At 59.0% G+C, this 25,634-nt stretch carries 23 protein-coding genes; 10 read left to right on the top strand and 13 right to left on the bottom strand.

What is annotated here, in order from left to right:
- The first annotated feature begins 82 nt into the window (after positions 1-82).
- Positions 83-607, top strand: coding sequence for a helix-turn-helix domain-containing protein (locus B5495_RS13040; RefSeq protein ID WP_079554380.1), 525 nt, complete (start codon positions 83-85; stop codon positions 605-607).
- 63 nt (positions 608-670) lie between these two features.
- Here the strand turns inward: B5495_RS13040 and B5495_RS13035 are convergent, their stop codons facing one another.
- The 6 genes from B5495_RS13035 to B5495_RS14720 form a co-directional block, all read right to left on the bottom strand.
- A complete protein-coding gene (locus B5495_RS13035; RefSeq protein WP_079554378.1) occupies positions 671-1,270 on the bottom strand; it encodes a hypothetical protein in 600 nt (199 codons plus the stop codon).
- A 13-nt stretch (positions 1,271-1,283) separates the two neighbouring features.
- Entirely contained in the window at positions 1,284-2,345 is a 1,062-nt protein-coding gene (locus B5495_RS13030) for a L,D-transpeptidase family protein (RefSeq protein ID WP_422822000.1), read from the bottom strand.
- 128 nt (positions 2,346-2,473) lie between these two features.
- The gene (locus B5495_RS13025; RefSeq protein ID WP_079554376.1) at positions 2,474-3,301 is read right to left on the bottom strand and encodes a TlpA disulfide reductase family protein; all 828 of its coding nucleotides are present in this window, start codon (positions 3,299-3,301) and stop codon (positions 2,474-2,476) included.
- Between the two features lie 244 nt (positions 3,302-3,545).
- Entirely contained in the window at positions 3,546-5,570 is a 2,025-nt protein-coding gene (locus B5495_RS13020; RefSeq protein WP_079554374.1) for a vWA domain-containing protein, read from the bottom strand.
- A 39-nt stretch (positions 5,571-5,609) separates the two neighbouring features.
- Positions 5,610-6,584, bottom strand: a complete 975-nt coding sequence (locus B5495_RS13015; protein WP_079554372.1) for a hypothetical protein — start codon at positions 6,582-6,584, stop codon at positions 5,610-5,612.
- 96 nt (positions 6,585-6,680) lie between these two features.
- Positions 6,681-7,049 (bottom strand): hypothetical protein, encoded by a 369-nt coding sequence (locus B5495_RS14720; RefSeq protein ID WP_154045270.1) that lies wholly within the window; start codon positions 7,047-7,049, stop codon positions 6,681-6,683.
- 141 nt (positions 7,050-7,190) lie between these two features.
- Between B5495_RS14720 and B5495_RS13010 the strand changes: the two genes are divergently transcribed.
- From B5495_RS13010 to dusA, 5 genes are all read left to right on the top strand, one after another.
- Positions 7,191-7,712 carry a putative pterin-binding protein gene (locus B5495_RS13010; protein WP_197685625.1) on the top strand — a complete coding sequence of 174 codons (522 nt, stop codon included), beginning with the start codon at positions 7,191-7,193 and terminating at the stop codon, positions 7,710-7,712.
- Between the two features lie 47 nt (positions 7,713-7,759).
- The gene (locus B5495_RS13005) at positions 7,760-9,475 is read left to right on the top strand and encodes a sensor histidine kinase (protein WP_172824572.1); all 1,716 of its coding nucleotides are present in this window, start codon (positions 7,760-7,762) and stop codon (positions 9,473-9,475) included.
- A 3-nt stretch (positions 9,476-9,478) separates the two neighbouring features.
- On the top strand, positions 9,479-10,534 hold the full coding sequence (locus tag B5495_RS13000; protein WP_079554368.1) for a response regulator: 1,056 nt from the start codon (positions 9,479-9,481) through the stop codon (positions 10,532-10,534).
- Between the two features lie 656 nt (positions 10,535-11,190).
- The gene (locus B5495_RS12995; RefSeq protein ID WP_172824571.1) at positions 11,191-11,679 is read left to right on the top strand and encodes a DUF4760 domain-containing protein; all 489 of its coding nucleotides are present in this window, start codon (positions 11,191-11,193) and stop codon (positions 11,677-11,679) included.
- A gap of 330 nt (positions 11,680-12,009) precedes the next feature.
- Positions 12,010-13,014 carry a tRNA dihydrouridine(20/20a) synthase DusA gene (gene dusA, locus B5495_RS12990; RefSeq protein WP_154045269.1) on the top strand — a complete coding sequence of 335 codons (1,005 nt, stop codon included), beginning with the start codon at positions 12,010-12,012 and terminating at the stop codon, positions 13,012-13,014.
- On the opposite strand, the gene B5495_RS12985 is transcribed toward dusA, so the two are convergent.
- Positions 12,992-14,035 carry a succinylglutamate desuccinylase/aspartoacylase family protein gene (locus tag B5495_RS12985; RefSeq protein ID WP_079554363.1) on the bottom strand — a complete coding sequence of 348 codons (1,044 nt, stop codon included), beginning with the start codon at positions 14,033-14,035 and terminating at the stop codon, positions 12,992-12,994. The two genes, dusA and B5495_RS12985, sit on opposite strands and share 23 nt — an antisense overlap.
- Before the next feature lie 90 nt (positions 14,036-14,125).
- Between B5495_RS12985 and B5495_RS12980 the strand changes: the two genes are divergently transcribed.
- A complete protein-coding gene (locus B5495_RS12980; protein ID WP_079555097.1) occupies positions 14,126-14,743 on the top strand; it encodes a TetR family transcriptional regulator in 618 nt (205 codons plus the stop codon).
- 53 nt (positions 14,744-14,796) lie between these two features.
- Here the strand turns inward: B5495_RS12980 and B5495_RS12975 are convergent, their stop codons facing one another.
- The 4 genes from B5495_RS12975 to B5495_RS12960 all read right to left on the bottom strand — a co-directional run bounded on the left by B5495_RS12975 (position 14,797) and on the right by B5495_RS12960 (position 21,684).
- A complete protein-coding gene (locus B5495_RS12975; RefSeq protein WP_079554361.1) occupies positions 14,797-15,462 on the bottom strand; it encodes a hypothetical protein in 666 nt (221 codons plus the stop codon).
- A gap of 173 nt (positions 15,463-15,635) precedes the next feature.
- Positions 15,636-18,812 carry an efflux RND transporter permease subunit gene (locus B5495_RS12970; RefSeq protein ID WP_079554359.1) on the bottom strand — a complete coding sequence of 1,059 codons (3,177 nt, stop codon included), beginning with the start codon at positions 18,810-18,812 and terminating at the stop codon, positions 15,636-15,638.
- Entirely contained in the window at positions 18,812-20,107 is a 1,296-nt protein-coding gene (locus tag B5495_RS12965) for an efflux RND transporter periplasmic adaptor subunit (protein WP_079554357.1), read from the bottom strand. Before B5495_RS12965 ends, B5495_RS12970 begins: the two co-directional genes overlap by 1 nt.
- A gap of 131 nt (positions 20,108-20,238) precedes the next feature.
- Entirely contained in the window at positions 20,239-21,684 is a 1,446-nt protein-coding gene (locus B5495_RS12960) for a TolC family outer membrane protein (protein WP_079554355.1), read from the bottom strand.
- 229 nt (positions 21,685-21,913) lie between these two features.
- Here B5495_RS12960 and B5495_RS12955 point away from each other — a divergent pair, with 229 nt between their 5' ends.
- A complete protein-coding gene (locus B5495_RS12955) occupies positions 21,914-22,225 on the top strand; it encodes a YqfO family protein (protein ID WP_079554353.1) in 312 nt (103 codons plus the stop codon).
- A 26-nt stretch (positions 22,226-22,251) separates the two neighbouring features.
- Positions 22,252-22,872 (top strand): CoA pyrophosphatase, encoded by a 621-nt coding sequence (locus tag B5495_RS12950; RefSeq protein ID WP_079554351.1) that lies wholly within the window; start codon positions 22,252-22,254, stop codon positions 22,870-22,872.
- Here the strand turns inward: B5495_RS12950 and B5495_RS12945 are convergent.
- Positions 22,869-23,756, bottom strand: coding sequence for a flagellar motor protein MotB (locus B5495_RS12945; RefSeq protein WP_079554349.1), 888 nt, complete (start codon positions 23,754-23,756; stop codon positions 22,869-22,871). The two genes, B5495_RS12950 and B5495_RS12945, sit on opposite strands and share 4 nt — an antisense overlap.
- A gap of 71 nt (positions 23,757-23,827) precedes the next feature.
- Here B5495_RS12945 and B5495_RS12940 point away from each other — a divergent pair.
- Positions 23,828-24,579 (top strand): IS5 family transposase gene (locus B5495_RS12940; RefSeq protein WP_422821999.1). Its coding sequence is split into 2 segments (ribosomal slippage): positions 23,828-24,151 and positions 24,154-24,579, totalling 750 coding nucleotides; the frame shifts between segments, so codons are not numbered across the junction.
- Positions 24,580-24,592: 13 nt separating this feature from the next.
- On the opposite strand, the gene B5495_RS12935 is transcribed toward B5495_RS12940, so the two are convergent.
- Positions 24,593-25,387: a MotA/TolQ/ExbB proton channel family protein gene (locus B5495_RS12935; protein ID WP_079554347.1), complete on the bottom strand. Its 795-nt coding sequence runs from the start codon at positions 25,385-25,387 to the stop codon at positions 24,593-24,595.
- Positions 25,388-25,634: the final 247 nt, after the last annotated feature.

The following is a 25,634-nucleotide window of genomic DNA, read 5'->3' as shown; positions in this document are numbered from 1 at the left end:
ATAGCGTTTCCTGGCTAACCTCACAGCAGAGCGCCGACACTCAACAAGGAGTCTGCCGCCAGGCTCACCAACAGGACAACGTATGGAATCGCTAGGCGCACGCATCAAGCACTTCAGGCTCAAGGCCGGGCTCAGCAAAGCCGCCCTCGCCCGCCACGTTGGCGTCTCGGACGTAACGGTTTCTTACTGGGAATCCGGCGCGATCAAACAGGTCGGCCACGAACGCCTGGTGGCGCTGGCCGACGCGCTAAGCTGCCCGCTAAACGCCCTGCTTGAAGGTGAAGGCAGCACCCCGCTGGCCGTGCTATTACATACCGGCTCGCTGCCTTGGGAGCAACGTCAGGCTATGCCTACGGACCCCGGCAAGCTACCGCTCGACGTGCCTTGGGAAGGTGAAGCGTTTCTGGCCACGCCGGCACCTAATACTCGCTTTGCTCCGCTGAAGACCGGTGATTTAGCCCTGTTGGGCCCCACCACCAGGTTCCATCACGCCGGCCACTACCTGATACAGCGTGATGAAATGACCGAAATCACCCACTTGCTACAGGCGCCATCAACGACAACGCCGCTCTGTGGGGTGCTGCTGGCGCACTGGCGAAAGCAGTAGTTTGGCTTTATTACTCGCTTTTTTGACTGGCTCTAGTGGCTAGCAACTTGGCTGACGTTATCACTAACCTTGCGGATAATGAATCTCGTTACCTTGTTCATTCATGCGTCTGGCTTCGCTACCCACCGAGAACTCGCGGGTATACACCGCGATACGCCCCAAGCCGTGCGGCGCTTGGGCCACCAGCTCGCCTTCAAGCCCTTCGCCTTTAGCGCCAATGCGCTTACGCACTGCAGATGGCTGCACGCTTGCCTCTGCAAGCTGCACGCGTATGCGGTAGTCGCCCTCGGGCACGCCGCTGCCAAACCCCATGGGTCCCGCCTGGAATTGTCCGCTTTTCACCTGAGTACGCGCGTGCCAGCGCGCACCGCTAGTTTCACGCTCGACTACCACTAAAAGCTGAGCGCTATCCGGCAGGTTGGTGCGCCCTGTGATGTTCAACCGCCGGTCATCGCGCATGGCAGCGCCGGCGCTAATGGAAACCACCAGCGGTTCCACATCTTGCACCGGAGCCACCGGCTGCTCGGCCCGCGCTTCAGCCGCAGCACCGGACGGCGGCGTACGCGCATCTTCCTCGTTGCCACTACAGCCTGACACCAATCCGGCTGATATCAGCATCAGCGGCAAAAACCAGCCCTGTCTTCGCGTTTGCAGCTTGTACATAGTCGGCCTCCGTTCAAGAGCCTTCGCGTTCTGGCGTCACGCGTGACGTTTCCAGTGACTGCTGCCAGCTACGAAACGCGTCGTACCAGCGAAGCGGCTCCGGTTCAATCGTGATCACCGCTTCCGGCAGCGGCGCAAGCGCTATAGGCTGCCAGCCACTGGCCTTGAGCGTTTCGCCCAGCCGCGTGTAATCCAGCGGTATGCCGCCGGCTTCCGGCGTTTTCTGCAGCGCACTCAGCAGATCATTCATGCCGACTTCCTGCCCGTCCAGCGGAAACGACTGGACATACAGCCGTTCGCCATCACCGCCAATCTTCACCGGCATATCAATGATGTTCACCCGCTCGCCCACGCCAATGCGGGTATACAGCGCCCTGATCGTTTCCGGCCGCATGCGGATACATCCGTGGCTGACGCGCATGCCCACACCGTCAGGCCGATTGGTACCATGAATCAGGTACCCCGGAAGATCGAGCAGAATGGCGCGGTCTCCCAGCGGATTCTCCGGGCCGGCCGGCACTACCGAAGGCAGCGGCTCACCCTTTTCAGCCGCCTCCTGACGAATCGAATCGGGGGGATACCAGGCCGGATTTTTCAGCTTCATGGTGGTTTTCGTCACGCCCAGCGGCGTGTCGTAACCGTCCCGACCAATACCGATGGGGTACGTTTCCACCGTCGGCGTTTCTCCCTCCGCCGTTTTCGGATAATAGTAAAGACGCAGCTCGGCCATGTTGATCACCAGGCCGTCACGGCGTTCCGGTGGCAGCACATAGCGCGCCGGAATCGTCACTTCGGTACCGGCGTCAGGCGCCCAGATGCTGACTTCAGGGTTAGCATGGCGGATTTCTTCATAGCCCACGCCGTGCGCTGCGGCAAGATCCAGCAGCGTCTCGCCCTCTTCTATCCGGACGCTATAGACCTCGCCCACTATATTGCCGGTTTCCGGCAGCGCGTAGTGGCCCACGGGCAGGTCCTCTGCGGCAAGCGCGGGAAGACTCCATAGCGCCCCGCACAGCACCAGCACGCGATGACGCCGGATAACAGCGAAAAAAGAAATCGAAAGCATAGTTTTCATGATCTTGCCGTGATGTTGGAACATGGCGGACAGGTCGTTAAGGCCCGGTTGTGTGGCAAGGCGCCGGCCGATAAAAGCGCAGCGCCACCGCCTAAGCAGACCAGTGTATCAGCGTCGCGGCTTTTTTATCACTCGGCCGGCAGGTCAAAGCGTTTGAGCGCACGGCGTAACGTGGCCCGAGAGAGCTCACCGAGGTGGCTGTCCACCAGCTTGCCGCTGGCGTCGTAAAACAGCGTGGTGGGCAGCGCGGCAGAGCCCGCCTGCTGGCCAATTTCCCCCTGACGATCCAGCAGCACGTGCTCAAGATCCAACTGCATGTGGTTAAGAAAATCATGAATCGTGGGGCGGGTTTCACCCTGGTTGACCAGCACAAAAAGCACATCGGTATGCTTTTTCTGCATCTCCTCCAATAGCGGCATTTCCTTACGGCACGGCGGGCACCATGTGGCCCAGAGATTGACCACCATCGGCCGATTGCCGGTCTCTTGCTGCAGGCGAGCCAGATCGGTGGCCTCGTCGTTTAGCGTATAAAGTGTCGCCTGTGGCGGCCGGCTTGCCTGATTTTCGATCAGACTCAAGGCGCCGCCGGAAAGCCCCCAGGTGAGAAGGCCTGCAAACGTTGCCACAAAAAGTGGCCGGCGCAGTGCCGCACTCCGCCAAGCGAGGTAGCCACCGTACACGCCCATGGCCAGCAGGCCGGCGATGATCTCAAACCCGCCGTCACGAATATCCAGCCACGCCAGTGGATCCAGTCCATAGCTTGAAAAGTAGTGCCCGACAAAGGCAATACGCGCCGTAACGACCCCCACCAACGCGAGGTTGATGAGGGCATCGCCAATCGCTACCTCACGGCGTCGTGCCGTTAGCTTGCCCACCACCAGGGCAACGAGAAAGGCCAACGCGATTAACGCCTGCCCCACGGAAATCGCCAGCGGCCCCAACGTCAATGACAGCACTCCAAGCTCCTTTAGACAAAATCATTATACCCAAGCACGCAATGCGCCGAGGCACGCTATAGTAGTGCCAGACGATTAAGCTCGAATTAGCCCTGCATTATCTGATCATCCCGCCGCCTAGCCTTGGGATAGCTGATCACCTGATCGGCAATGCAATAACGCCGCCCAATGGGCGGCGTTATTGCAGCGATAGCCATGCAAGCGGGAATAATAGAGGCTCCAGCTGCTTGGGCGCATAATCACATTATTTCACCTCTACCACCGAGCGGCCCAGCAGCTCGCGTTCAGTCACATCCAGAAACCTGACTTCATAGAAGCCGGCTTCATCCGGCATTGTCAGGTCCATGGTTTTTTCCTCGCCGACAGGCTGGGCGTCAATCCAGCTGAAATCCGGCTGGTCCTTGCGGGCAAGCGAAATGCGCTGATCGGCGCTGTCGCTTTCCCCACTCCAGGAGATGCTGATGGTCTCGCCCGGGGCGGCAGTTTTCGGGACAGACAGCCCGGCGCCATCGTCCAGCGGGGCGTCGGCACCTACTACTTCCAGCGGTGCACTGGCCAGGGTTTTCATGCCTTCACGCAGTACGTAGCGCACTTCGTACAGGCCCGGTTCGGCTGGCGCTGTGAGCGAGCCTTCGCCCTTGTCTTGTACCAAGTCCCGGTCGCCCGTCTTGCCCTCGTCGGCACCCGCCGGAACGATGGTGTAGTAGTCGTTGGTGGCGACGGTATCGCTCCAGCTGATTTTGATCGGTGTGCCGGCACGCACTATGTCAGGCGCGCTGATGTTGACCTCGGCCTCAACCACTTCAAGCGGTGCACTGGCTAGGGTTTTCATACCCTCGCGCAGTACGTAGCGCACTTCGTACAGGCCCGGTTCGGCTGGCGCTTTGAGGGAGCCTTCGCTCTTGTCTCGTACCAGCCCCCGGTTGCCGGTCTTGCCCTCGTCGGTACCCGCCGGAACGATGGTGAAGTAGTCGTTGGTGGCGACGGTATCGCTCCAGCTGACAGTGAACGGGGCGCCGGTGGTGACCTGTTCGGGTGCGCTGATGCCCACCTCGGCCTCAACCACTTCCAGCGGTGCACTGGCCAGGGTTTTCATGCCTTCACGCAGTACGTAGCGCACTTCATACAGGCCCGGCTCGGCTGGCGCTGTGAGTGAGCCTTCGCTCTTGTCCCGCACCAGCCCCCGGTTGCCGGTCTTGCCCTCGTCGGTACCCGCCGGAACGATAGTAAAGTAGTCGTTGGTGGCGACGATATCGCTCCAGCTGACCTTGAACGTGGCGCCGGTGGTGACCTGTTCGGGTGCGCTGATGCCCACCTCAGCCTCAACCACTTCCACCGGAGCACTGGCCAGGGTTTTCATGCCTTCACGCAGTACGTAGCGCACTTCGTACAGGCCCGGCTCGGCGGGCGCTGTGAGTGAGCCTTCGCTCTTGTCCCGCACCAGCCCCCGGTTGCCGGTTTTGCCCTCGTCGGCACCCGCTGGAACGATGGTGAAGTAGTCGTTGGTGGCGACGATATCGCTCCAGCTGACAGTGAACGGGGCGCCGGTGGTTGCCTGCGCGGGGCCAGAAATTTCCACCTCAGGCGGTGCGAATTCTTCAGGCGCCGGTTCTGGCTCGGACGGGGCCGGCGGCTGATCCATGGCGCTTTGCACCTGATCCAGCGCATCGTGCAGTTCGGCGGCGCTGTTGGCGGGAACAAAGATGCCGCCGGTGTTATCGGCGATGCAGGCCAAGCTGGCGTGAGCATCATCCTCAAGATCAAACCCCACCACGTGAGCGGTGAATTTCACGCCCTCTTGGGCAAGCTGTTGTGAGAGCGCGCAGGGGTCGGCATTACAGGTTTCCAAACCGTCCGAAATCAACACGATGGTTGCCTGGCGATCGCGATAGGACAACAGGTCGGCGGCATGCTGCACCGAAGCGGATATCGGCGTCTTGCCCTTTGGCTTTATCGCATTGACGGTGTTGATAAAGCTTGCCTTGTCCAGTGGGCCAGGCTCGATCAGCGTTGCGATATCGCCGCAGTCGCCCTGACGACGGTGGCCATAGGCAACGAGGCCCAAATTGGTCGCCTCGTCCCACTCGTTCACCAGATCGGCCATCACGTCCTGGGCAATTTCCATCTTGCTGGTGCCGTCGATCTGCCCCCACATTGAGCCGGACGCATCGTAGACAATCACCACGTCATCCGCGGCGTTAGCCGGCGCGGCCAAGGCGATACCGCCTGCGATCATCATTGCTGCCAGTGTCGGTACGATCCGCTTCATATCCCACTCCTCCACGCGACTCAAGTAAGTTACCGCACGTTATGCCGGACGCGAGTCTGTCGGCGCATCTTCGGCGTCCCCAAAGGCACGGTCTTTCAGTTTGCGGAATTTGCCTGACATCTGCTCCAGCTTAGCCTCCCATTCGGGATTAGGCTCTTGACCTTCGATGGTCTTGAAATAAACCTGCATCATGCAGGTGATGGCAAAAGGCTCCAGCAGCGCTGCCTTGACGCTCCAGGCAAACAGCAAGGCAAAAACAACGCCCCCCGCCGACCATGCACCGGGTATCAGGTAGACCACCAGCGCCGCCGGGGCAAGCATGATCAAAAACACCAAAAAGCTGAGGACGTAGATGATGACTGCCAGCCAGGCCGCGTTTTTCAGCATCACCTTGTAGTTCTGCCCATAAAGCACCAGCGCCTCTTTTGCCGACATCCATGCGTTGTCAGACTGAGTGCGAATCGCATAGGCAAGAATCACTTCGTCGACAAAACCCACCGCGACACGCAGAAAAGCCGACAGAATTCCGGCCAACTGCTGTACCCCGGGGATAGGCAAAACGGTCAGGATACCGCGCATCATGCCAGTGATTGTACGCACCACCCCTTTGATCAATTGATCCACGCCGAACAGCACGCTGGCCTGGGGAAAGCGCTGTTTTATCACGGCCGTTGCATGCGCAACCTGGCTGCGACCCTGCGGCATCGGGTTGCCGTCAATAAGCTCAATTAACACGGCGATGTGGCCGGCTTTGACGAGGTACAGGATGTACTCACGCACCCAGTACATGATGGCACCGAACAGAACGAACCCTGCGACTCCGCCCCACGTCGTGGTAGCAGCCCGAAACTCTTCGTCGCCAAATCCGCCAATGCCATAGCCGATCCCAGCACCAGCCCCGGTAATCAGGATGTAGCCCAGCGTGATCCCGAAATAGACAGCCAAGCGCAAAAGAAGGAAAGGCAGTGTGCGAACCATCATTCCCAACGCACTTCCAATGCTGAAATCCCACATGGTTATCTCCCGTTTAGTAAATTATTGTTGTATTTCGCGACGGGCTATCGTTTATTCCGATAATGTCCAGGCTCGAGAAATAGGTGGCCAAAAACATCATGGTTTGCAGTCCCGGTTACCATATTTTTTCGTACACACGCGCGCGGCACAGGAGACAATTTGCGGATTACGCTGCGCCTTTTTGATATCCACCCTCTCCACCGTAAGATAGGGGACAGAAACAGTTTCCTTGATTTTCTTGCAGCGGGTGACCGAGCCGCTCGTTTTACATATCGACTCACCTGTCGGACGCTCTTCATTTTTATATTGGGTGACCATTTCCTGCCGGTATACCGGTGGAATTTTGAGCATCCATTCCGCTTCACAATGCTGCTTTTCGGCCCGGTACTGGGGCGTTCCACAGCCGGTCAGGGCGATAACCCCAACCGTGCAAAGGCACAGGACAGTGTTCGGGATGCCCGACATACGCTGACTCCGATGTATGGCTGTGTTCGCTTGTTTTGCAGGCGTTGGCCATGATGATGGCAGGACTAAGGTCGATCGCGCCCCCTTCGTTCAGACGGGGCGGCTTGATTAATTGCCCAAGAACGCTAAAAGGAGTGATCTATGCTGATAAAAGCAGGCGTTTTACTCACAGGGCTGATGCTGATAAGCATAGCGGCTCTGCCAGGGCATGCAGACGTAAAACACGGCCGGACAACGCCAAAGGAGCCGATAGACAAGAGTACGCTACTGCAGATCACAGGCCAGATCGCCGGCAGCACGGTTAATCTGGATCGTGAGGCTCTTTACGCGCTGCCACCCACTACGCTTGTGACATCAACGGTCGTAACCGACGGCCAGCACACCTTTACCGGCTTTTTAATGCGCGACCTGCTGGAGCAGCTGGCGGCGGAGGGCGACCATGTTACCGCCGTTGCGTTAAACGACTACGCGGTAGATATTCCCATGGCGGATTTTTACGATTTTGATGTGATCGTTGCCTACCGCATGGATGACCAAACCTTGAGTCGTGATGATAAAGGCCCGCTGTGGATCGTCTACCCCCGCGATGATCATGAAGCGCTGCAAGACATTCGCTATGACTACCGCTGGGTTTGGCAGCTTTACCAGCTCGACGTGCAATGAGACGGGTTGGCAATACGATCTTCGGCGTCATCCTTCCGCTGGTCGCCGTGCTCGTTTTTGCAGTGCTGCTGACGTTTTCGCTGATGCGCATGTTCGAGGTCGAAAGCGCCATGCGCGTCGAGGCGGAAAAGAACATGCTCTGGGTGCTGCACCAAAGCGAGGTGGCGGCGCTGAGGTTGTCTGCAACGGCAATGCTGGCCGAGCTAGGTAAGGCGGGAGCAGACGATGTTTCCCTGCGTTTTGACATTCTCGCCAGCCGAGTTGCGCTGCTCAACGACGGACCACAGCGCCGCTTTATCGAAAAAATCGGCTTTGACGACGATCTCGATCGGCTAAGCGATGCGATGGTCGAAATGGCGCCGACGGCTGCCCACTTCTCGCCCGGCGATGCCCCGCGCCTACGTGCTGCGTTGGCCCCGTTCTCGCGTTTTTTCGGACGGGCGGCCAATGCGGCCATGATCGCCGAGTGGGATGACCTAGGCGGACGACTGGAAACCTACCGCGCACAGCTGCGCCAGATTATTGCCTTCTTGATCGGCATTATGGTCGCAGGCGGCATTCTGGCGCTTACGCTCGTGCTGGCACTGCGCCAGACGCGCCAGCGCAATCACATGCTGCGGCGCGAACGGGACTTTTCGGCGCTGCTGATTTCATCGAGCGGTGAAGGCATCCTGGCGGTAGACCATGCGGGGCGCTGCACACTCTGGAATGGCGCCATGGCCGAGATGGTGGGCAAACCGGCCAAACAAGCGGTAGGCCGTGCGCTTACCGAAGTAGCGGGCTTTTTCGACATCTCCACAGTGCGCCGGGGCGTGGCGCAGGCGCTTGACGGCGAAACCTCGCAGCAAACCTTGCAGCCACTGTTTCAGCAAGGTCGCGACGCCCCTCTGCACGTAGACCTGCGGTTTTTTCCGCTGCGCGATGATGGCGTCATCCTGGGCGCTATTGTGTTTATTTACGATGCCTCTGACCGACATACCGCACAACAGCAAGATGCCGCCGACCGCGATCGCCTGGAAGAGTTGGTGGTGGAGCGCACGCGTGATTTGGACAGCGCCCTGCAGCGGGAAAAGTCGGCGGCTGATCTCTACCGTAACTTTGCGGCCATGGTCTCGCACCAGTTCCGCACGCCGTTGGCCGTCGCCGACTCAGCCCTGCAGCGACTCATTCGACGAGGAACGCGCGCCGCACCGGACGAAGTCGCCGAACGCGCAGGCCGTGCGCGAAGCGCCATTGCTGGACTAACGCGGCTGGTAGAAAGCACGCTAGATGCGGCAAGACTGGATGCCGGCCAGCTGGGGGCGCGCCGCGTAAAGTGTGATTTAGGCGACATCGCCGAGGTAGTTAGCGCGCGCCAGCGTGAGGCCACGCCGGAACGCAAAATCATGATTCAATACGCAATAACAGAGCACTATTCCGTGCTCTGCGACCCAACCCATGCTGAACAGGTGCTGGAAAACCTGCTGTCCAACGCCGTCAAATACGCACCCCCCGATACGCCGGTATCAGTGATCCTGCACGGCAACGCTCAGCATGCGTCTTGCGACGTGCACAATGCGGGTGCCCCCATTGCCGAGGAAGACCGCGAGCATCTATTCGAACGCAACTATCGCGGCGCGAGCAGCGTCGGCATCGCCGGCACCGGCATTGGGCTATTCATGGCGCGCACGCTGGCGCGGATGCAGGGTGGCGAGGTGACCTTGCAGCCCTTCAGTGAAGGGGTAACCTTTCGCATGACGCTGCCTCGTTTTGGGAGAGAGTAAGACATGAAGGGAGCCGATAGCGTATTGATTTTTGTGGTCGAGGACGAACAGGCGCTACGCAACGATATCGTCGAAGAACTGCAGGAAGCCGGATACCACGTATTGGCGGCGGCCGATGGTCAGCAGGCGCTTGATCTGCTGGCAGATAGCACGCCCGACCTGCTGCTCTGCGACATTACAATGCCTGGTCTCGATGGCTATGAACTGCTCAACATCCTGCGTCAGCAGCGCCCCGAGCTGGCAGCAACTCCCTTCGTCTTTTTGACGGCCCTGTCCGAGCCGCGCGAGGTTATCGACGGCAAGCTGTCGGGTGCCGATGACTACTTGATCAAGCCCGTTGACTACGACCTGATGCTGGCCACGATTGAAGCCCATTTGCGCCAAGTAAAGCGCATATGCCGCCGGCATGACGACGAAATGACGACGCTGCGGGGTGCGATCAGTGGCTTATCGGGTGGCGGTGCCGAGCATGCGCTAGACCTGATTTCGCTAGGCATCGTGCTGTTGGATGAACAGGGAAAGCAGGTACATATCAACCGTGCGGCCCAAGAGATGGCCGCCGATGCCGATTTTATTCATGTCAGCACGAAGGGTGTTTGGGCGGTGGATCCACTCTCGAACCGAGCCTTGCAGCACGCGATTGCCGAAACCCTGGACTCGGCAAGGGCCGGTGTAGAAAAGGTCGCCGGCGTCATGCTGCAGCACGCCCATGAGACGAGCGGCACCTCGATACTCGCCTGCGCGATTCCACGCGCTGACCCGCCCTCTTCCAGCCACCCCTGTGTTGCCTTGTTTCTCTCAGCGTCGGGGCGCCTGAAACGCGTTCCCGAAGCGCTATTAATGGAGCTCTTCGGCCTGACGCCAACTGAAGCGAAAGTCGCAGGTGCGCTGGCCAGCAGTGCCCGCGCCACCGATGTCGCCGCCGAGCTCGGCGTGTCGCAAACGACTATCTCCTTCCACATGCGCAATTTGTTTCAGAAAACCGGCACGAACCGCCAAGCCGACCTTATCGCGCTGATCCTCGCCGGCCCGATGATGTGCCGGGTACCCGATGAGTAACGTGGCGGCTAGTGTCAGGATGCCTTTCAGGCCAACGACGAGACCTACAACCACATTGCTGACCCGGCCAAGCTGGCGGTTAACGTGCCGGAGATTCAGCGGCTGGCCAGCCAGCACGGCATTCAGCTGCCGCCCGCATCGCACTTCGCCGGGGCTTCAGGATGAACGAGACACCCGCGCTTTTGACCTATACCGCCGTACACAGCCGCCTGCTCGGACGCTCGCTCAAGTGCTGGGTATTTGCGCTGGAAGACTGAGGATTTCTTCTCTCCACCTGCTTCGAAGCTCTCGACTAAGCAAGTACAAAAAAAGCTTTTGGCATGGCGCCAGCCCCTTTTGCATATGGCGATATGGCGCAATTTGATGTAGTGTTAGCCGTACAACGTGCAGTCAGCTCGGATGGGGCGCCATTTTTTGCCTCATCAACGACGATCAGCGACACGCCCCACAGAGAGAGGGAAAAAAATGATTGCAAATATAACTTATTATGCAACCAAGCGAGTCATGGATGAGAACGATGGTTACTAAAAACTGGTAACGATTATGCCCACGATTGACCAACCCCCTCAAACACAGAAAAGGCGCTTCCGGCGCCTTTTCTGCATTCAGACAAAAGGTTCACGCCAATGACAGAGCCTGCGCAGGTGGTTTGGACAATGCCAGAACTCGTTCGCACCGCGGTGATGGCCCTAGCTGTTCTTGTTGCCGTGGTTTCCGTGGTTAGCGCGAGAAACACCGCTAAAAAGAAACAAACAGCCGATCTGTTGTTTGCTGTCCGATCCGACGACCGCCTCATCGAAGCGTCAAGGGCACTGAAGGAGCTCCATCACTCGGATAACAACATCCGTCTATGGGCGGATCCCGAGCATGATTGCAAAATCCACAATCAGGAAGCACAAATACAGAATATTCGGTACATCCTGAACCATTACGAAAGGCTCAGCGTGGGGCTTCAGGCGGGCATATACCACGAAGGCATGCTAAAAAAGTCACAATTTACAATTATCACAAGAACTTATGAGTGGGCAAAGCCATTCATGGAGGGCGTCAGGGAGAAGACGAACAGCCCCACCGCCTTCCAGGAGTTCGAATGGCTGGCAAAACGATGGAGCAAGCGACGCTTGAGTGCGAGAAAGACGCCTTAACACCATTCTCGGGCCGTAGCGCTTACCGCGCGGGGTCAAGTGTTTTTGGCTGCTACACCCGGCACGGCATATTTGCCATAAAGCCGCCGCCCTTACGTCGCTGGCCAACTATTCAGGCCTACCCAAGGCCTGGGCGATGCGGATTTTCCCCAGATATGAGAAACTACCGCCCTTTTCGGCGCCTGCGAATCGTTGCCAGCATTGCCCCTCAGATGCACCCCATCAAGAGCGGCTCACGTACCCCATAGGTACCAACGACTCATGTAAAACGCCGCTCAACCACTGTAAATACGAACAGCCATGAATGATAACGCAACTCAGCCAATCCGCATGACATCTAGCCCCGCACGCCCGGTGTTGGACAGAACCTTCTCCGTCGCGCCGATGATGGATTGGACGACACGCGATTACCGCGCGTTCGCACGGACGCTAACCAAACGGGCGCTGTTATATACCGAGATGGTGACTACGGGAGCGATTTTGTACGGCTCGCCCCGGGAGCGTTTTCTGGGCTACGACGCGGTGGAGCATCCGCTGGCGCTACAGCTGGGGGGGAGCGACGCCGGTGAGCTGGCCGAGTGCGCGGCGATTGCCGAGGCGTGGGGCTATGACGAGGTCAACCTGAACGTGGGCTGCCCCAGCGACCGGGTGCAGAACAACCTGATTGGCGCCTGCCTGATGGCCTACCCGCAGAAGGTGGCCGAGGCGGTAAAAGCAATGCAGGCGGCGGTGTCGATCCCCGTCACGGTGAAGTGTCGTATCGGCATTGACGATCAGGACGAAGACGCCGATCTAGAGCGTTTTATTACCACCGTGGCCGACGCCGGCTGCGAGATATTCACGGTACACGCGCGCAAAGCCTGGCTGGCCGGGCTTTCGCCAAAACAGAACCGTGACGTGCCGCCGCTCAACTACGCCCGGGTGCAGCGGCTAAAAGCGCGCCATCCGGCGCTGCATATCGGCATCAACGGCGGGCTGAAAACCCTCGACGACTGCGCCGCCGAGCTTGAACGGGTCGACAGCGTGATGGTCGGGCGCGAAGCCTACCAGAACCCCTGGCTACTGGCCGACGTGGACCGCCGGCTTTACGGCGTGGCCAATCCGGTAGCCGAGCGCATGCAGGCGGCGCTGGCATTGCGCCCGTATATTGAGCAGCGCCTAGCCGAGGGCGCCAGGCTTAACCACGTTACGCGGCACACCCTGGGGCTTTTTCAGGGCTGCCCGGGCGGGCGTCAGTTCCGCCGCCACCTGTCTGAAAACAGCCACCGAGAAGGCGCCGGGCTGAGCATATTCGACGACGCCCTGGGGCGCGTTAAAACACCGACGGCGGCGTAAGCATCGACTGAAACGACTCCACCGCCGTTTCGGCCTCTTCAATCGCGTCAAAGCGGGCAATGTGAAACAGCGCCTCGCCTTCATTGGCCAGGGGCAGGCGGCTCATGCCAATCACGATGCCGTCCGCCACCGCGCGCACTTCGCCTTCATTATTGCCGAACGGGTCGGCCACTTTGCCCAGCAGCTCGCCTTTGGCTACCCGCGCCCCAAGGCTAACCAGCGGACGCAGAATGCCGTCAATCGGCGCACGGGCCCAGCCTGAGCCGTTGGCAAGCTCCGCCGGCGCAGGGCGGCGGCGGCGGTGCTCGCCGGTGAGCATGCCCAGCCGGCGCATCACCCGCAAAACGCCGCTAACGCCCGGCGCAATGGCCCATTCATCAAAGCGCAACGCTTCTCCCGCTTCGTAGGTCAGCACCGGAATACCGCGATTTTGGGCATAGTGGCGCAGGCTGCCTTCACGCAGCTCGGCGTTAAGCACCACCGGCGCGCCAAAGGCATCAGCCATGCGCTCGGTTTCACTGCCCGGTGTTAGCTGAGCACGAATTTGCGGCAAATTGGTGCGATGAAGGGCGCCGGTGTGCAGGTCAATAATATGCGTGGCGTGATCCACAATCTGCTCGCGGAATAGCGCGGCGATACGACCGCCAAGCGACCCTACCTCGCTACCGGGAAAGCAGCGATTAAGATCACGCCGGTCAGGTAAGTAACGTGTTTGCTGCAAAAAACCGAACACGTTGACCACCGGCACCGCAATCAGCGTACCGCGCAGACCCACAATCGACTTGGCACGTAGCAGCCGGCGCACAATATCCACGCCGTTGATTTCATCCCCGTGAATGCCACCGCATACCAGCAGCACCGGGCCCTCCTTGCGCCCATGAACGACCTCCACCGGAATATGCAGCGGCGTGTGAGTATAGAGCCGCGCGACCGGTACATCGATCTGCAGGCGCGAGCCGGGCGCCACGCTTTCCTGTGCCAACACGAACGGCGCGCGCGCCGCGGAAACTTTTTTTGTCATCGCCTGACGTTATCCATACACTTTTGAATGTAAAAAAAACCGCGGTGAGGTAAAATACCCAAGCTGTTTTATTGCTTAGGTTGCTTGATGATGGCCAGAAAAACGAAAGCCGAAGCTGCCGCCACGCGAGAAGCGCTGCTGGACGCGGCAGAAAACATGTTCATCGAACACGGTGTCGCCCGTACCTCACTTGACCAAATTGCTCGCCACGCCGGGATGACGCGCGGCGCCGTTTACTGGCACTTCAAAAACAAGGCAGATCTGTTCCATGCCATGCTGCAGCGCGTACGCCTGCCGTTCGAAGATCTGGTGGAAGAGCTCGACGACCCGACGCTTGACCAAAAGCCGCTTGAGGCGATACGGCTGGCTTGCATGAGCGGATTTTTGCGCCTGGAGCAGCCGCGCTATCGCCGGGTTCACTCAATACTCCTCCACCACTGCGAAACCTTTGGCGATATTGATCCGCTCAGTATGCAAAATGAGATGGCAGAAGATACCTGCAGCGCACTGCTGAAGTATTTCAACATGGCTGCCAAACTCGACCAGCTGCGTCCTTGCCTGGCACCGGACATTGCCGCACAAATCATGCAGGCCATGCTCGGCGGGCTGTTCCACGATTGGCTACGCAATCACGAGCATTATTCCATCTACCGTGAAGGAGCACGCCTGGTCGAGACTCAGCTCGCCCTCATGCAGCATGCCCCTTAACGATCACTTGAAAAGAACCCAACGCCTTTCTTTTCCTCTCTAGAGCAATGCTTTTACACCCGATGGGATGATGCACCGCGCTGGAGTGTTAAGCGCTTGGCGTGTGCCCGCGCATCGCAGTAGGCATTTTTTTCCACGCTGCGATAAGCGTTTTCCCGGGCAATAAATTTGACCAATACGCGATGTTCGCCCACGTTCGGCATGCTGCCGCTTTGCGGCTTGCCGTGCAGGCGCACGCGGCAGTTACGGTCATTTAACAGCACGGCATCAGCCCAGCCGTCGGCATCCGGCGTGCCGATCACCTCAACGGCCTCCCCCAGCAGCGTACGGCGCTGGCCGTAAAACCAGCGGTGGGTTGCATGGCACACGCCGCTTGCTACCGGCGAGGCCAGCGCAAAGGCTCCCCACAGCACGGCCACGCCCAGCGGCACGCGGAAAAGCCCCAGCGGCAGCCAACGCAGCACCAGAAGCTCGACGGCAAGCGTGATGACGCCGGCGAAAACAATCAGCACGCTCAACGCAAATGACGCCGGTACGCCGACAAAGCCCAGCGACACCAGCGTGCTCGCCGTATGGTCGTGCTTGAGACTATCGCGCTCGAAAAGCTCTAGCGGCACCAGACGTAGCGTCACCAGTAACCAATAAAGCACCACCAGCGGCACCAACAGGCTAAATACCACTAAAGGAAAGCTGATTAACAGCGTATAAACGCGCTCCATATTGCCCCCTCTCCGTCATTCGCCAAATCAACTTGGCACCTCTTAGTGTAGACCAGAAGGCAACGTCATACTGCCACTAATGCTTTAGCATCGAGCACGCGCGCACAAAAAAGCACCGACCCAAAGGGCCGGTGCTTGAAGGTGTCTGACATAGCTCAGACTAAAAGCGCAGGTTATGCTGAATCGTTATCAATAGCCGGCTGCTCGCTTTGCTTAGCGCCGCGCTTATGATTAAGCCAGTCGGCCGACCGTGCAATCATGGAGTAGAAGCTCGGCACAAAGCAGCTGGACACCAGAGCCACCGTTGCCATGCCCACCGAGACGGTGGTGCCAATGTGGTGGCTACTGGTATCACTCGCCCCGGTAGCCAGCGCCAACGGCAGCGTACCCAGGATAAAGGCGAGAGACGTCATCACGATAGGCCGGAACCGCAGCTCTGCGGCGATAATCGCCGCCTCGTGAATACTCTTGCCATACTCCTTGCGCTGCAGCTCGGCGAACTCGACAATCAAAATCGCGTTCTTCGCCGCTAGCCCCACGACCACCAGCATGCCGATCTCTACGTAAGCACTCATCTCCAGCCCACGTAGCGCCACGCCGCCAATACCGCCGAACAGCGCAAAGGGTGTCGCTGTTAACACGGCCAGTGGCAGCGACCAACTTTCGTACTGTGCCGCCAGAATCAAAAACACCATCAGCATGCCGAAGACGATCGCAAGCGTCGCCGCGCTGCCCTGGGTGGACTCCTGATACGCCGTGCCGGTCCAGCCCATGCCCCACTCATCGCCCAGCGTTTCCTGAACGATCTGTTCCATGGTTTCGATAGCCTGGGTCGAACTGTAGCCTTCAGCCGGCCCGCCTTGGAACTGTGCACCCAGATAAACACCGAAACGCGACACGACCGAGGGTTTGGTCTGGCGCTCAAGCGTCACGAACTCCGACAGCGGAATCCGCTTGCCGTCGCCGCCGCGCACGTAAACGTTGCTGACGTCGTCAGGCGTTTTGCGGAATTCATCCTCGTTTTGCAGATACACCTGGAAGTTACGGTTTTGATAGCTGAAGTAGTTAACAAAGCCGTTACCAAAGGTGTTGGAAAGCGTCGAGTACAGCGATTGGAGCGAAACGCCGTAGCTAAGCGCCTTTTGCTTGTCGATCTCCGCGCGATACCCCGGCACGTTGACGTTAAAGGTGGTAAAGACCTGATTTAACCCGGGGTCCTCATTAGCGGCCTGCATGACCTTCAACGAGGCCTGATAAAGCTCCTGGGAAGACGCCCCGTCAAAGGACTGCAGATAGCCCGTAAAGCCGCCGGTGGTGGAAAGTCCGATAATCGGCGGGACGTTAAACGCCATCGCCGAGCCACCATCTACCTCACCGCCTATTTGCATAATACGCCCGACCAACTCACTGGCGGTCAGGTCGCGATCGGCCCAGAGCTCCATGCTGATAAACATGATGCCGCGAGCGGTATTAACCGCGCCTGACAGAATATCGTAGCCGGCGATCGCTGAGGAGTACGACACGCCGGGAATATTCTCGATGCGCTCGGAAAGTCGCGACATATAGTCCCGTGTACGGGCCAGCGACGCGGAATCGGGCAGCGAGATGCTGGCCAGCACGAGGCCCTGGTCGGTTTCCGGCACCAGCGTGGTCGGCGTCGTTTCATACAGCCACCAGGTCGCCCCGCAAACCAGTACCGTAAGCAGCAGCGCAAGCCCCCAAAAGCGCACCAACACTTTAACGGCGGCCATATACGCCGCGGTAATGCCCGCAAACAGGCGGTCAAACAGGCGAAATGGCGTATGCAGCGCGCGCATCAGCTTGGTTTCTTCGGTGTCTTTTTGGTTCTTGATGAAAATCGCCGACATCGCCGGGGTAAAAGTCAGCGCCATCAGCGCCGAGAAGCCCACCGAAAGGGCTACCGTCAAGGCGAACTGCTGATAAATCTGGCCGGTAAAACCACCCAAAAAGGCCACGGGGATAAAAATAGCCGCCATAATCAGCGAGGTGGCCATAATCGGCCCGCCGACTTCCTGCATAGCGCGAATGGTCGCCTGCGTGACGCTGAGATCTTCTTCGCTTAACACCCGTTCGACGTTTTCCACCACCAGAATGGCATCATCCACCACGATGCCTATGGAGAGCACCAGCGCAAACAGCGTTAACAGGTTGATCGAAAAGCCGAACAGGTAAAAACCGGCAAAGGTCGCGAGTACCGACACCGGCACCACCGACATGGCAATGACCGTAAAGCGCCAATTCTGCAGGAAGATAAACAGAATCACGCCGACGATCAGAAACGCTTCGATGAAAGTGTGCAGCACCGTTTCTACCGAGGCATCGATAAACAGCGTGGTGTCGTAGGGCACCACGTAGTCCATCCCTTCAGGAAAACGGCCTTCCAACTCCTTCATCGTCTCCTTGACCGCCGCTGCGGTTTCAAGGGCATTGGCCCCCGGCTGCTGGTTGATGATGATCGGCGCCATCGTGCCGCCATTCAGCCGCGCCTCAACGCCATAGAACGAGGCACCCAGCTCGATACGCGCCACATCATCCAGGTTCAGCGACGAGCCGTCGGGGTTGGTGCGCAAGGCAATATCGCGGAAATCGTCAACGTTGTTGAGGCGACCGCCCGCGGTAATGGTATAGGTAAACGCCCGCGGCTCGCTCTGCGGGGTCGCCGCCAGACTACCCGCCGGCACCTCGGTATTCTGGGCGCGAATAGCCGACGCCACTTCGGCCGGCGTCAGGTCGTACTGCGACAGTTTGTTCGGGTCCATCCAGATGCGCATGGCAAACTCGCCGCCGCCAAGCACTTCGGCATCGCCCACACCCGTCACCTGGCGCAGCTCACCAAGAATGTTGAGCGTGGCGTAGTTCTGTAGGTAGACGCGATCGTAGTCGTCTTCGGGCGAAATCAGCGAGACCAGCAGCAGAATCGAGCTGGACTTAAGCTCGACCTTGACACCTTGAGACTGCACCGCCTCAGGCAGGCTCGACAACGCGCCTTGCACCCGGTTATTGACGTTGATGGTATTGATATCACCATCGCTACCGATATCAAACGCAATGCTTAAGCTCATTGAGCCGTTATCGGCACTGGTCGAGGTCATATAGAGCATGTTCTCGACGCCGTTGATCGACTCGGCAAGCGGTGCGGCCACCGTTTGCGCTACCGTTTCAGCGTCGGCACCGGGGAACTGCGCGCTAACCGAGACGGTCGGCGGCACAATGCTTGGGTACTGCTCGATCGGCAGCACGCGCATGCTCATGACCCCGATTATCGTTAAAATAATCGCGATAACCGTGGCAAAAATCGGCCTTTTGATAAAGAAGTTAGAAAAATTCATTACGACGCGTCCTCTTCATCCGACGCGGCTGAGGGCTCATCATCAGTGCCGGATGCCTTATTGGCTCCTTCGCCCTGCGCCTGTTGCTGCTCTTCCTGTGCTTCTTTCTTTGTCTCTTGCTGTTCTTCTTGCTTCTCTTGCATCAAGGCTTCGGCATCGCCGTCAAACGGCTGCGGCTTGACCGACGTACCCGGTTTGAGGTCAGAAGGGTCACCTACCACCACCCGATCACCGTCCTGTATGCCGTCGCGCAGCACCTGCCAGGGGCCGGCCAGCTCGCCCAGCTCCACAGTGCGCGCCCGGGCGGCGTTATCGTCGTCAAGCACGAATACCTGCGGCCCCATCAGCCCTTGGGTCAGGGCAATCTCCGGCACGGCAAGCACGTCATAGCGCTTCAGCCCTTCAATGTGCACGCGCACGTACTGGCCGGGCAGCACGCTGCCATCGGGATTTTTAAAGCTGGCGTTGGCCTGCACGGTGCTGGTGGTCTCGTCTACTCTGGCGCCGAGAAAGTCCAGATGGCCCGTCAGATCAGCAGCGCCGTCGGGCAGTTCAAGCGAGGTACGAATACTCTCAATCTTGGTGCCGTCGCTTAGCTGGCGGCGCAGCTCAAAGGCATCGCGCTGGGGCAACTGAAAGCGTACTTCCAGCGGGTCGATCGGCGTGATAGTGGCCAGTTCGGTGCCCGAATTCACCAGATTACCCACGTTGACCATGCTCAGGCTGATCATGCCCGACACCGGCGCCGTTACCTCGGCGTAGTTCAGATCAATGTTGGCACTTTCAAGCGCGGCTGATGCCTGGGCAACGCTTGCCTGGGCCACGCGCCGGTCGGCCAATGCCTGATCATACTGCTGACGGCTTACCGAGTTCTGGCTCAGCAAACGCTCAAAGCGCTGGGAATCGCGCTGGGCACGCGACAGTTGGGCTTGCGCGCTTTGCAGGTCTGCCTTACGTTGATTCACTGCGGTCTGATAGCGATCGGGCTCGATGTTATAAAGCGTATCGCCCTTCTCGACCGTTTCACCCGGCTCAAACAGTCTTTTCTCTAACAGGCCGGTAACCCGCGCCACCAGGGTCACTTCATCGTCGCTGCGCAGAAACGCCGGATAGGATTTATCCAACGCGATGTCTTGGCGCTCAATGGTGGTGACCTCAACGGGGCGAGGCTTGCTTTTCTGTTCACCGGCGGTCTTCTCGCTCTGCGCCGGCTGGTCGTCACCACAGGCTACCAGCATCACGCTGACCCCCATGGCCAGCGCCAATCGGCTGACTCTACTTAACATCGTTTTCATGGTGTCCTTTATCCGTTAACGCCCTGGCAGAATGTGCGCAGCCTACAACCATACACGCATGAATGTAAACATGGAGGCGTTTTCATACCGAACCTGCCGCTGCTTACGCCAGACGGCGGCTATTACCCGATTTACTGTTCCCGCGTGGGGCGTTTGCCAATCCGGGTGACGCTGTCGGCGTCTTCTTCGGGCAGGGTGAAGCTGACGCTGTCTTGTCCCAGCCAGCCGTTGACCTTTTCCAACGCGGCCACGTCGAGCACGCCCGCCTGCTGGCGCAACGCAAGCAGGTTGATCACGTAGTCGTAGCGAGCGCTGGCATAGTCGGCCATGGCATTGTAGAGATTCTGCTCGGCATCCAGCACGTCAACGATATTACGCGTGCCCACCTCATAGCCGGCGCGGGTAGCGTCCAACGCGCTTTGGTTGGACACAATCGCCTGGCGGCGAGCTTCAACGGTGGACACGTTGTTGCTGACCTGGGTATAGCGCGAACGCACTTGTTGTACGGTTTCACGGCGCTGATCTTCAAAGTCGTACTGGCTGGATTCCAGCAGATAGGTGTTCTGACGAATCACTGCCGTCGTCGTGCCGCCGGTATAAAGGGGCAGGCTCACCTGAACGCCTACTTGGCCATCAGAGTTATAGTCATCCACGCCGTCGGCGTCGTTGTCATCGTAGTTGTAATTGGCGAAGGCGTTGACCGTCGGCAATCGGTTAGCGCGGGCAATATCGACGTTGCTCTGGCTGACGTCAACGCCGGCCTGGCTTGCCAGCACCGTGGGGTTTTTTTCTACCGCCAGCTCTACCCAGCGATGGCGATCGTTAGGCATCGGCGGCTCAACGGGCACGTCCTCGCCTAGCGCATCGATGCTTAAGTAGCGCGTGCCGGTCAAGCGCTCAAGGGCCTCAAAGCTGACCTGAAGGTCGCTTTGTGCGGCAATGCGTTCTGCCCGCGACTGGTCAAACCGCGCTTGGGCTTCTTCTACCTCGGTAATCGCGATTAGCCCCACGTCAAACTGTTCTTGGGCTTGTTCCAGCTGGCGGCCAATGGCGCGTTCTTGCGCGCGGCGCGCTTCTAAGATCTCGTGGGCGCGCAGTATTTCAAAGTAGGCCGAGGCCACGTTGATCAGCACATCCTGCTCGGTCGCCGCCAGCTGATACAGCTGCTGGTCAATCTGACGCTCGGCTTTGGTCACCTGACGGCTGTTGATGGCATCAAACAGCGCCTGAGTTGCTTCAAGGGTGAAGCTTACGCCGTTGACGCTGTCATCCTGCGTACCGGCCGCAGCACCCACCGGCCCCTGACGGGTCTGACGCTCGAACTGCTCGCTATGCGCCACGTTGCCCTTGGCGTTAATCTGGGGCAGCAGGTTACCCTGCTCGGCGTCGCGCGCGGCCTTGGTACTGCGCGTCACCGCCTGCGCGGATCCCAGCGCGGCGTTGTTTTCCAGCGCGTCCTGGGTAATCGTCAACAGATCTGCCGACCACGCGGGCATCGCCCACGCCGCCGCCACCAGCGATGGCAAAAGCGCACGGCGCGCCGAGATCAGGGCAGAAGAAAGGGGCTGTCGCAGCATGGCGTGTTCCTCGTTACAAATCGGTCATAAAAGACTATACATGCCACTATCGTGCATATAGCTATGATTTACAGGGCGGCATTTTACATACATTGTCGCATGTTATGGCCTGAAGCACAGCGTTTTACGCCTTCTTTGCGCATGGCGCCGAGTGCTGGCCGAGCATTGCGCCTTTAGCCTGTATCATTTGGCAAGATAGCGTGAATCATCATTATGCGTTGGAGATTTTATGTACAAGCTTGCATTTTTTGTTCCATTTGATGCCGCAGAAAGCGTCAAGGAAGCCCTGTTTGCCACCGGCGCCGGGCGCCAGGGCAACTACGAGGCGTGTTGTTTTCAAACCCGTGGCACCGGGCAGTTTCGCCCGTTGGCAGGCGCCGAGCCGCATATTGGCCGCGTCGATGCGCTGGCCTCTGTGGATGAACTGAAAGTGGAGCTTATCTGCCACGACGACCTGATTCACGCCGCCGTTGCCGCGTTAAAGCTCGCCCACCCGTATGAAGAGCCGGCCTACGATGTCTGGCAGCTGGCCGAGATATAAGCACCATGCGAGGCACCCCGTCACCCATGCTGGACACGCTGCACCAACGGCTGCAAACACTCCGCCCGCACACCCTGGCTCATCTGGCGCTGCCTCAGGCGGCCGTGCTTTTGCCCATCGTCGACCGCGCAACGCCGACGCTGCTGTTTACGCGCCGGGCACGCCACCTGACGACCCACCGCGGCCAGGTGGCCTTTCCCGGCGGTAAGCGCGATCCCGGTGATCATGATCTGTACGCCACTGCGCTGCGCGAGGCCGAGGAAGAGATTGCGCTGTCACCCGCTCAGGTGCAGCCACTGGGGCGACTGTCTGATGTGCTGTCGCTGCACGGCCTGCAGGTCACGCCCTGGGTAGGCGTGATTCCACCGGATTTGCCGCTCAGAGCCGCACCCGACGAACTCGACGCCATTTTTGAGGTACCGCTGGCGTATTTTCTCGACGACCGGCGCACCCACACCGACGTGATTAACGCCGACGGCCGCACCTGGTACGTGCCCAGCTATCGTGTGGATGATTACGTTATCTGGGGGCTATCGGCCATGATGCTGGTCGAGCTGCTCGCCGAAGGATTCGGCATGGACATTGACCTTTCCCGCCGCCCCGGTGGCGTGCTGCGCCAACACCCCGCGCGCAGCCTCTCACGTTAGCCGCCGGCCGTGTCTTCAAGCGGAGTGTCTTCAACCAGCGTTGCCTCAGACGCCGGCGGCGGGCGCAGGGTTTCCAGGTTGCGGCTGCCGCGCTCTTCGGTGGCTTCGCTTAAATCAATGGTGATTTCCACCCGGCGGTTTTTCGCCCGGCCGGCGGTAGTGTCGTTGGTGGCACGCGGGTTGGTATCGGCAAAGCCCTGAACAACCAGTCGCTCAGGCTCAAGCTCTTGGTTTTCTTGAAGAATATTGGCCACCGAGGCAGCGCGCAGCGCGGATAAATCCCAGTTGCTGTGAAAGCGCGAGGTATGGATGGGCACGTTATCGGTGTGGCCATCGATAGAGACCGTGCCGGGCAGGCCAGCGAACACGTCGGACATATCCGCAAGCAGGGCTTCGAAAGACCCCGTCACCCGGTCGGAGCCGGACATGAATGTGCCCTTCTCTTCAATCCGGATCACCACGCGAAAACCGTCGACTTCCACCTGGGTGACATCGTTATTACCCGACTCTTCCAGCAGTGCCTCAACCTGACTGGCTACGTCCATGGTTTGCTGACGCCGCCGGGCGTCCAGCATCTGGCGCATCGCTTCAAGCTGGGGCCGCTCTTCCATGGAGCGCTGGCGGATTTCCTCCAGCAGCGTGTGATCCGGCACCGCCGGGGAGAACTTGTCCAGCGCCGCGCTGGTGCCCTTGGGAATCTGCATGGCTTCGATGTCGCGCTGTACACCAAACGCCTTGGAAAGCTCGCCGGCGATGCGGCGGAACTTGTCTGCGTCAATTTCGGCAAACGACAGCAGCAGCACAAAAAAGCACAGCAACAGCGACATGAGATCCGCATAGGTAATCATCCACTGCGGAATCACCGTAGAAGGTTTATTGCTCATGGCCTAGGGGGCGTTAACAATTGATGATGAGCGTTGAACTGATTTAGCATGGAAAGATTTGAGGATAGACTATGGCTCGGCTACTCCTGCGTGATGATCAATGGCGTCGAATTGAGCCCCTCCTTCACGGCAAGGCCTCGGACCGCGGGGTGACAGCCAAGGACAATCGGCTATTCGTAGAAGCCATTCTCTGGATTGCCCGGACAGGCGCTCCTTGGCGCGATCTACCCGACGCCTTTGGTCGTTGGCATACTGCCTATATGCGCTATAACCGCTGGTGTAAGAAGGGGGTATGGCAGCAGATTTTCGACACGCTAGCCGATGATCCCGACCTGGAACAGCTGATGATCGATGGCAGTATTGTCAGGGTCCATCAACAGGGAGCGGCAAAAAAACCGCTCAGAACGCGGAAGCCATGGGCACGTCTCGAGGGGGCTTGAGCACCAAGATCCATGCCGCGGTCGATGCGCTGGGTAACCCGGTACGGTTGGTTCTTACACCGGGCCAGGCATCGGAGTATGGTGCCGCTCCCGCGTTACTAGACGGTTTTTCCCCGCAAGCGGTGCTGGGCGACAAGGGATACGATTCCACTGCTTTGCGGGACCTTATTCAGGCCGTGGGTGCAGAGCCGGTGATTCCTCCGAAAAAGAATCGCTTGGCGCACATCGAAGTAGACTGGCACTGCTACAAAGATCGCAATCTGGTAGAGAGGTTCTTTCAGAAAATCAAGCAGTTCAGGCGATTGGCTACACGCTATGAGCGACTGGCAAGAAACTACCAGTCACTACTCTGTCTCGTGTCAGCGGTTATATGGCTGGCCTAATTGTTAACGCCCCCTAGGCCTGCTCGCCGGCCGGCTTGGATTCCGCCTCGGCGTCATCACCGCGGCCGCGACTTTCCGGCGGCAGGTAAAGCGTCAGCATCTGCTCCAGCACGCGAGGATTTTTATCGCCTTTGATCGCCAGCACCGCGTCGATCCACAGCTGCTGCATCTTGGCTTCCTGATTCATGCGCAGCCACAGCTTGTCGGCAATCGGGCTGGCAAACATGTTGGCGATCATCGCGCCGTAAAGTGTCGTCAACAGGGCGACCGCCATGGCCGGGCCGATTTTGGCCGGGTCATCCATGTTGGCCAGCATCTGTACCAGCCCCACCAGCGTGCCGATCATCCCCATGGCGGGCGCCACCTCGGCCAGTGCCGAAAACACGCGCCCGCCGGCTTCGTTGCGCTCAAGGGTCAACAGGCGCTCCTTGGCCATCATCTCCTGAATCATCTCGGCGCTGAAGCCGTCCGCCAGCATCTGCAGCCCCTTCGACAAAAACGGCGAGTTGACCTCCTGACTTTCAAGCACCAGCAGCCCCTGCTTGCGCGAGAGCTTGGACAACTCGATCAGCTCGTCGATGCTGGCTTGGGTGCTCGGCAGCTGAAACTTGAACGCCCGGGCGGCGGCTTTAAACGCAAACTTGAACTGGGTAATACTGAACTTGGCCAGCACCACAAACAGGCTGCCGCCGACCACCAGCAACAGCCCTGTCGGGTTGAGAAAGACCTCGGAAGAGGTACCCATAATCACCGACGCGCCGACCAGCACGGCTGCCCCTACCAGTCCAATTAGCGTTGCGAGATCCACGGCCACTCCCGGATTGTAAGCGTTTAAAACATCTGCCTGGGCAGACAACAAGGCGATGTCATCATGGCTTCAGCGTGTCTGCGCCACACTGGCATGACGAAATGTGTAAAACCTTAGCACAGATCATGCATACAACATTATGCTGAAAACCGGCATCATCCAAAAGAGTGAGTTTTGACACACAAAAAAGCCCTGATAACGATCAGGGCTTTTCTCTGTCAACGCCGCTCATGTGCGGCATCACGCA

The organism is Vreelandella subglaciescola (genome assembly GCF_900142895.1).
GTDB classification, from domain to species: Bacteria; Pseudomonadota; Gammaproteobacteria; order Pseudomonadales; family Halomonadaceae; genus Vreelandella; species Vreelandella subglaciescola.
The sequence above is the reverse complement of the archived record's forward strand: the minus strand, read 5'-3'. Positions and strand labels throughout refer to the sequence as shown.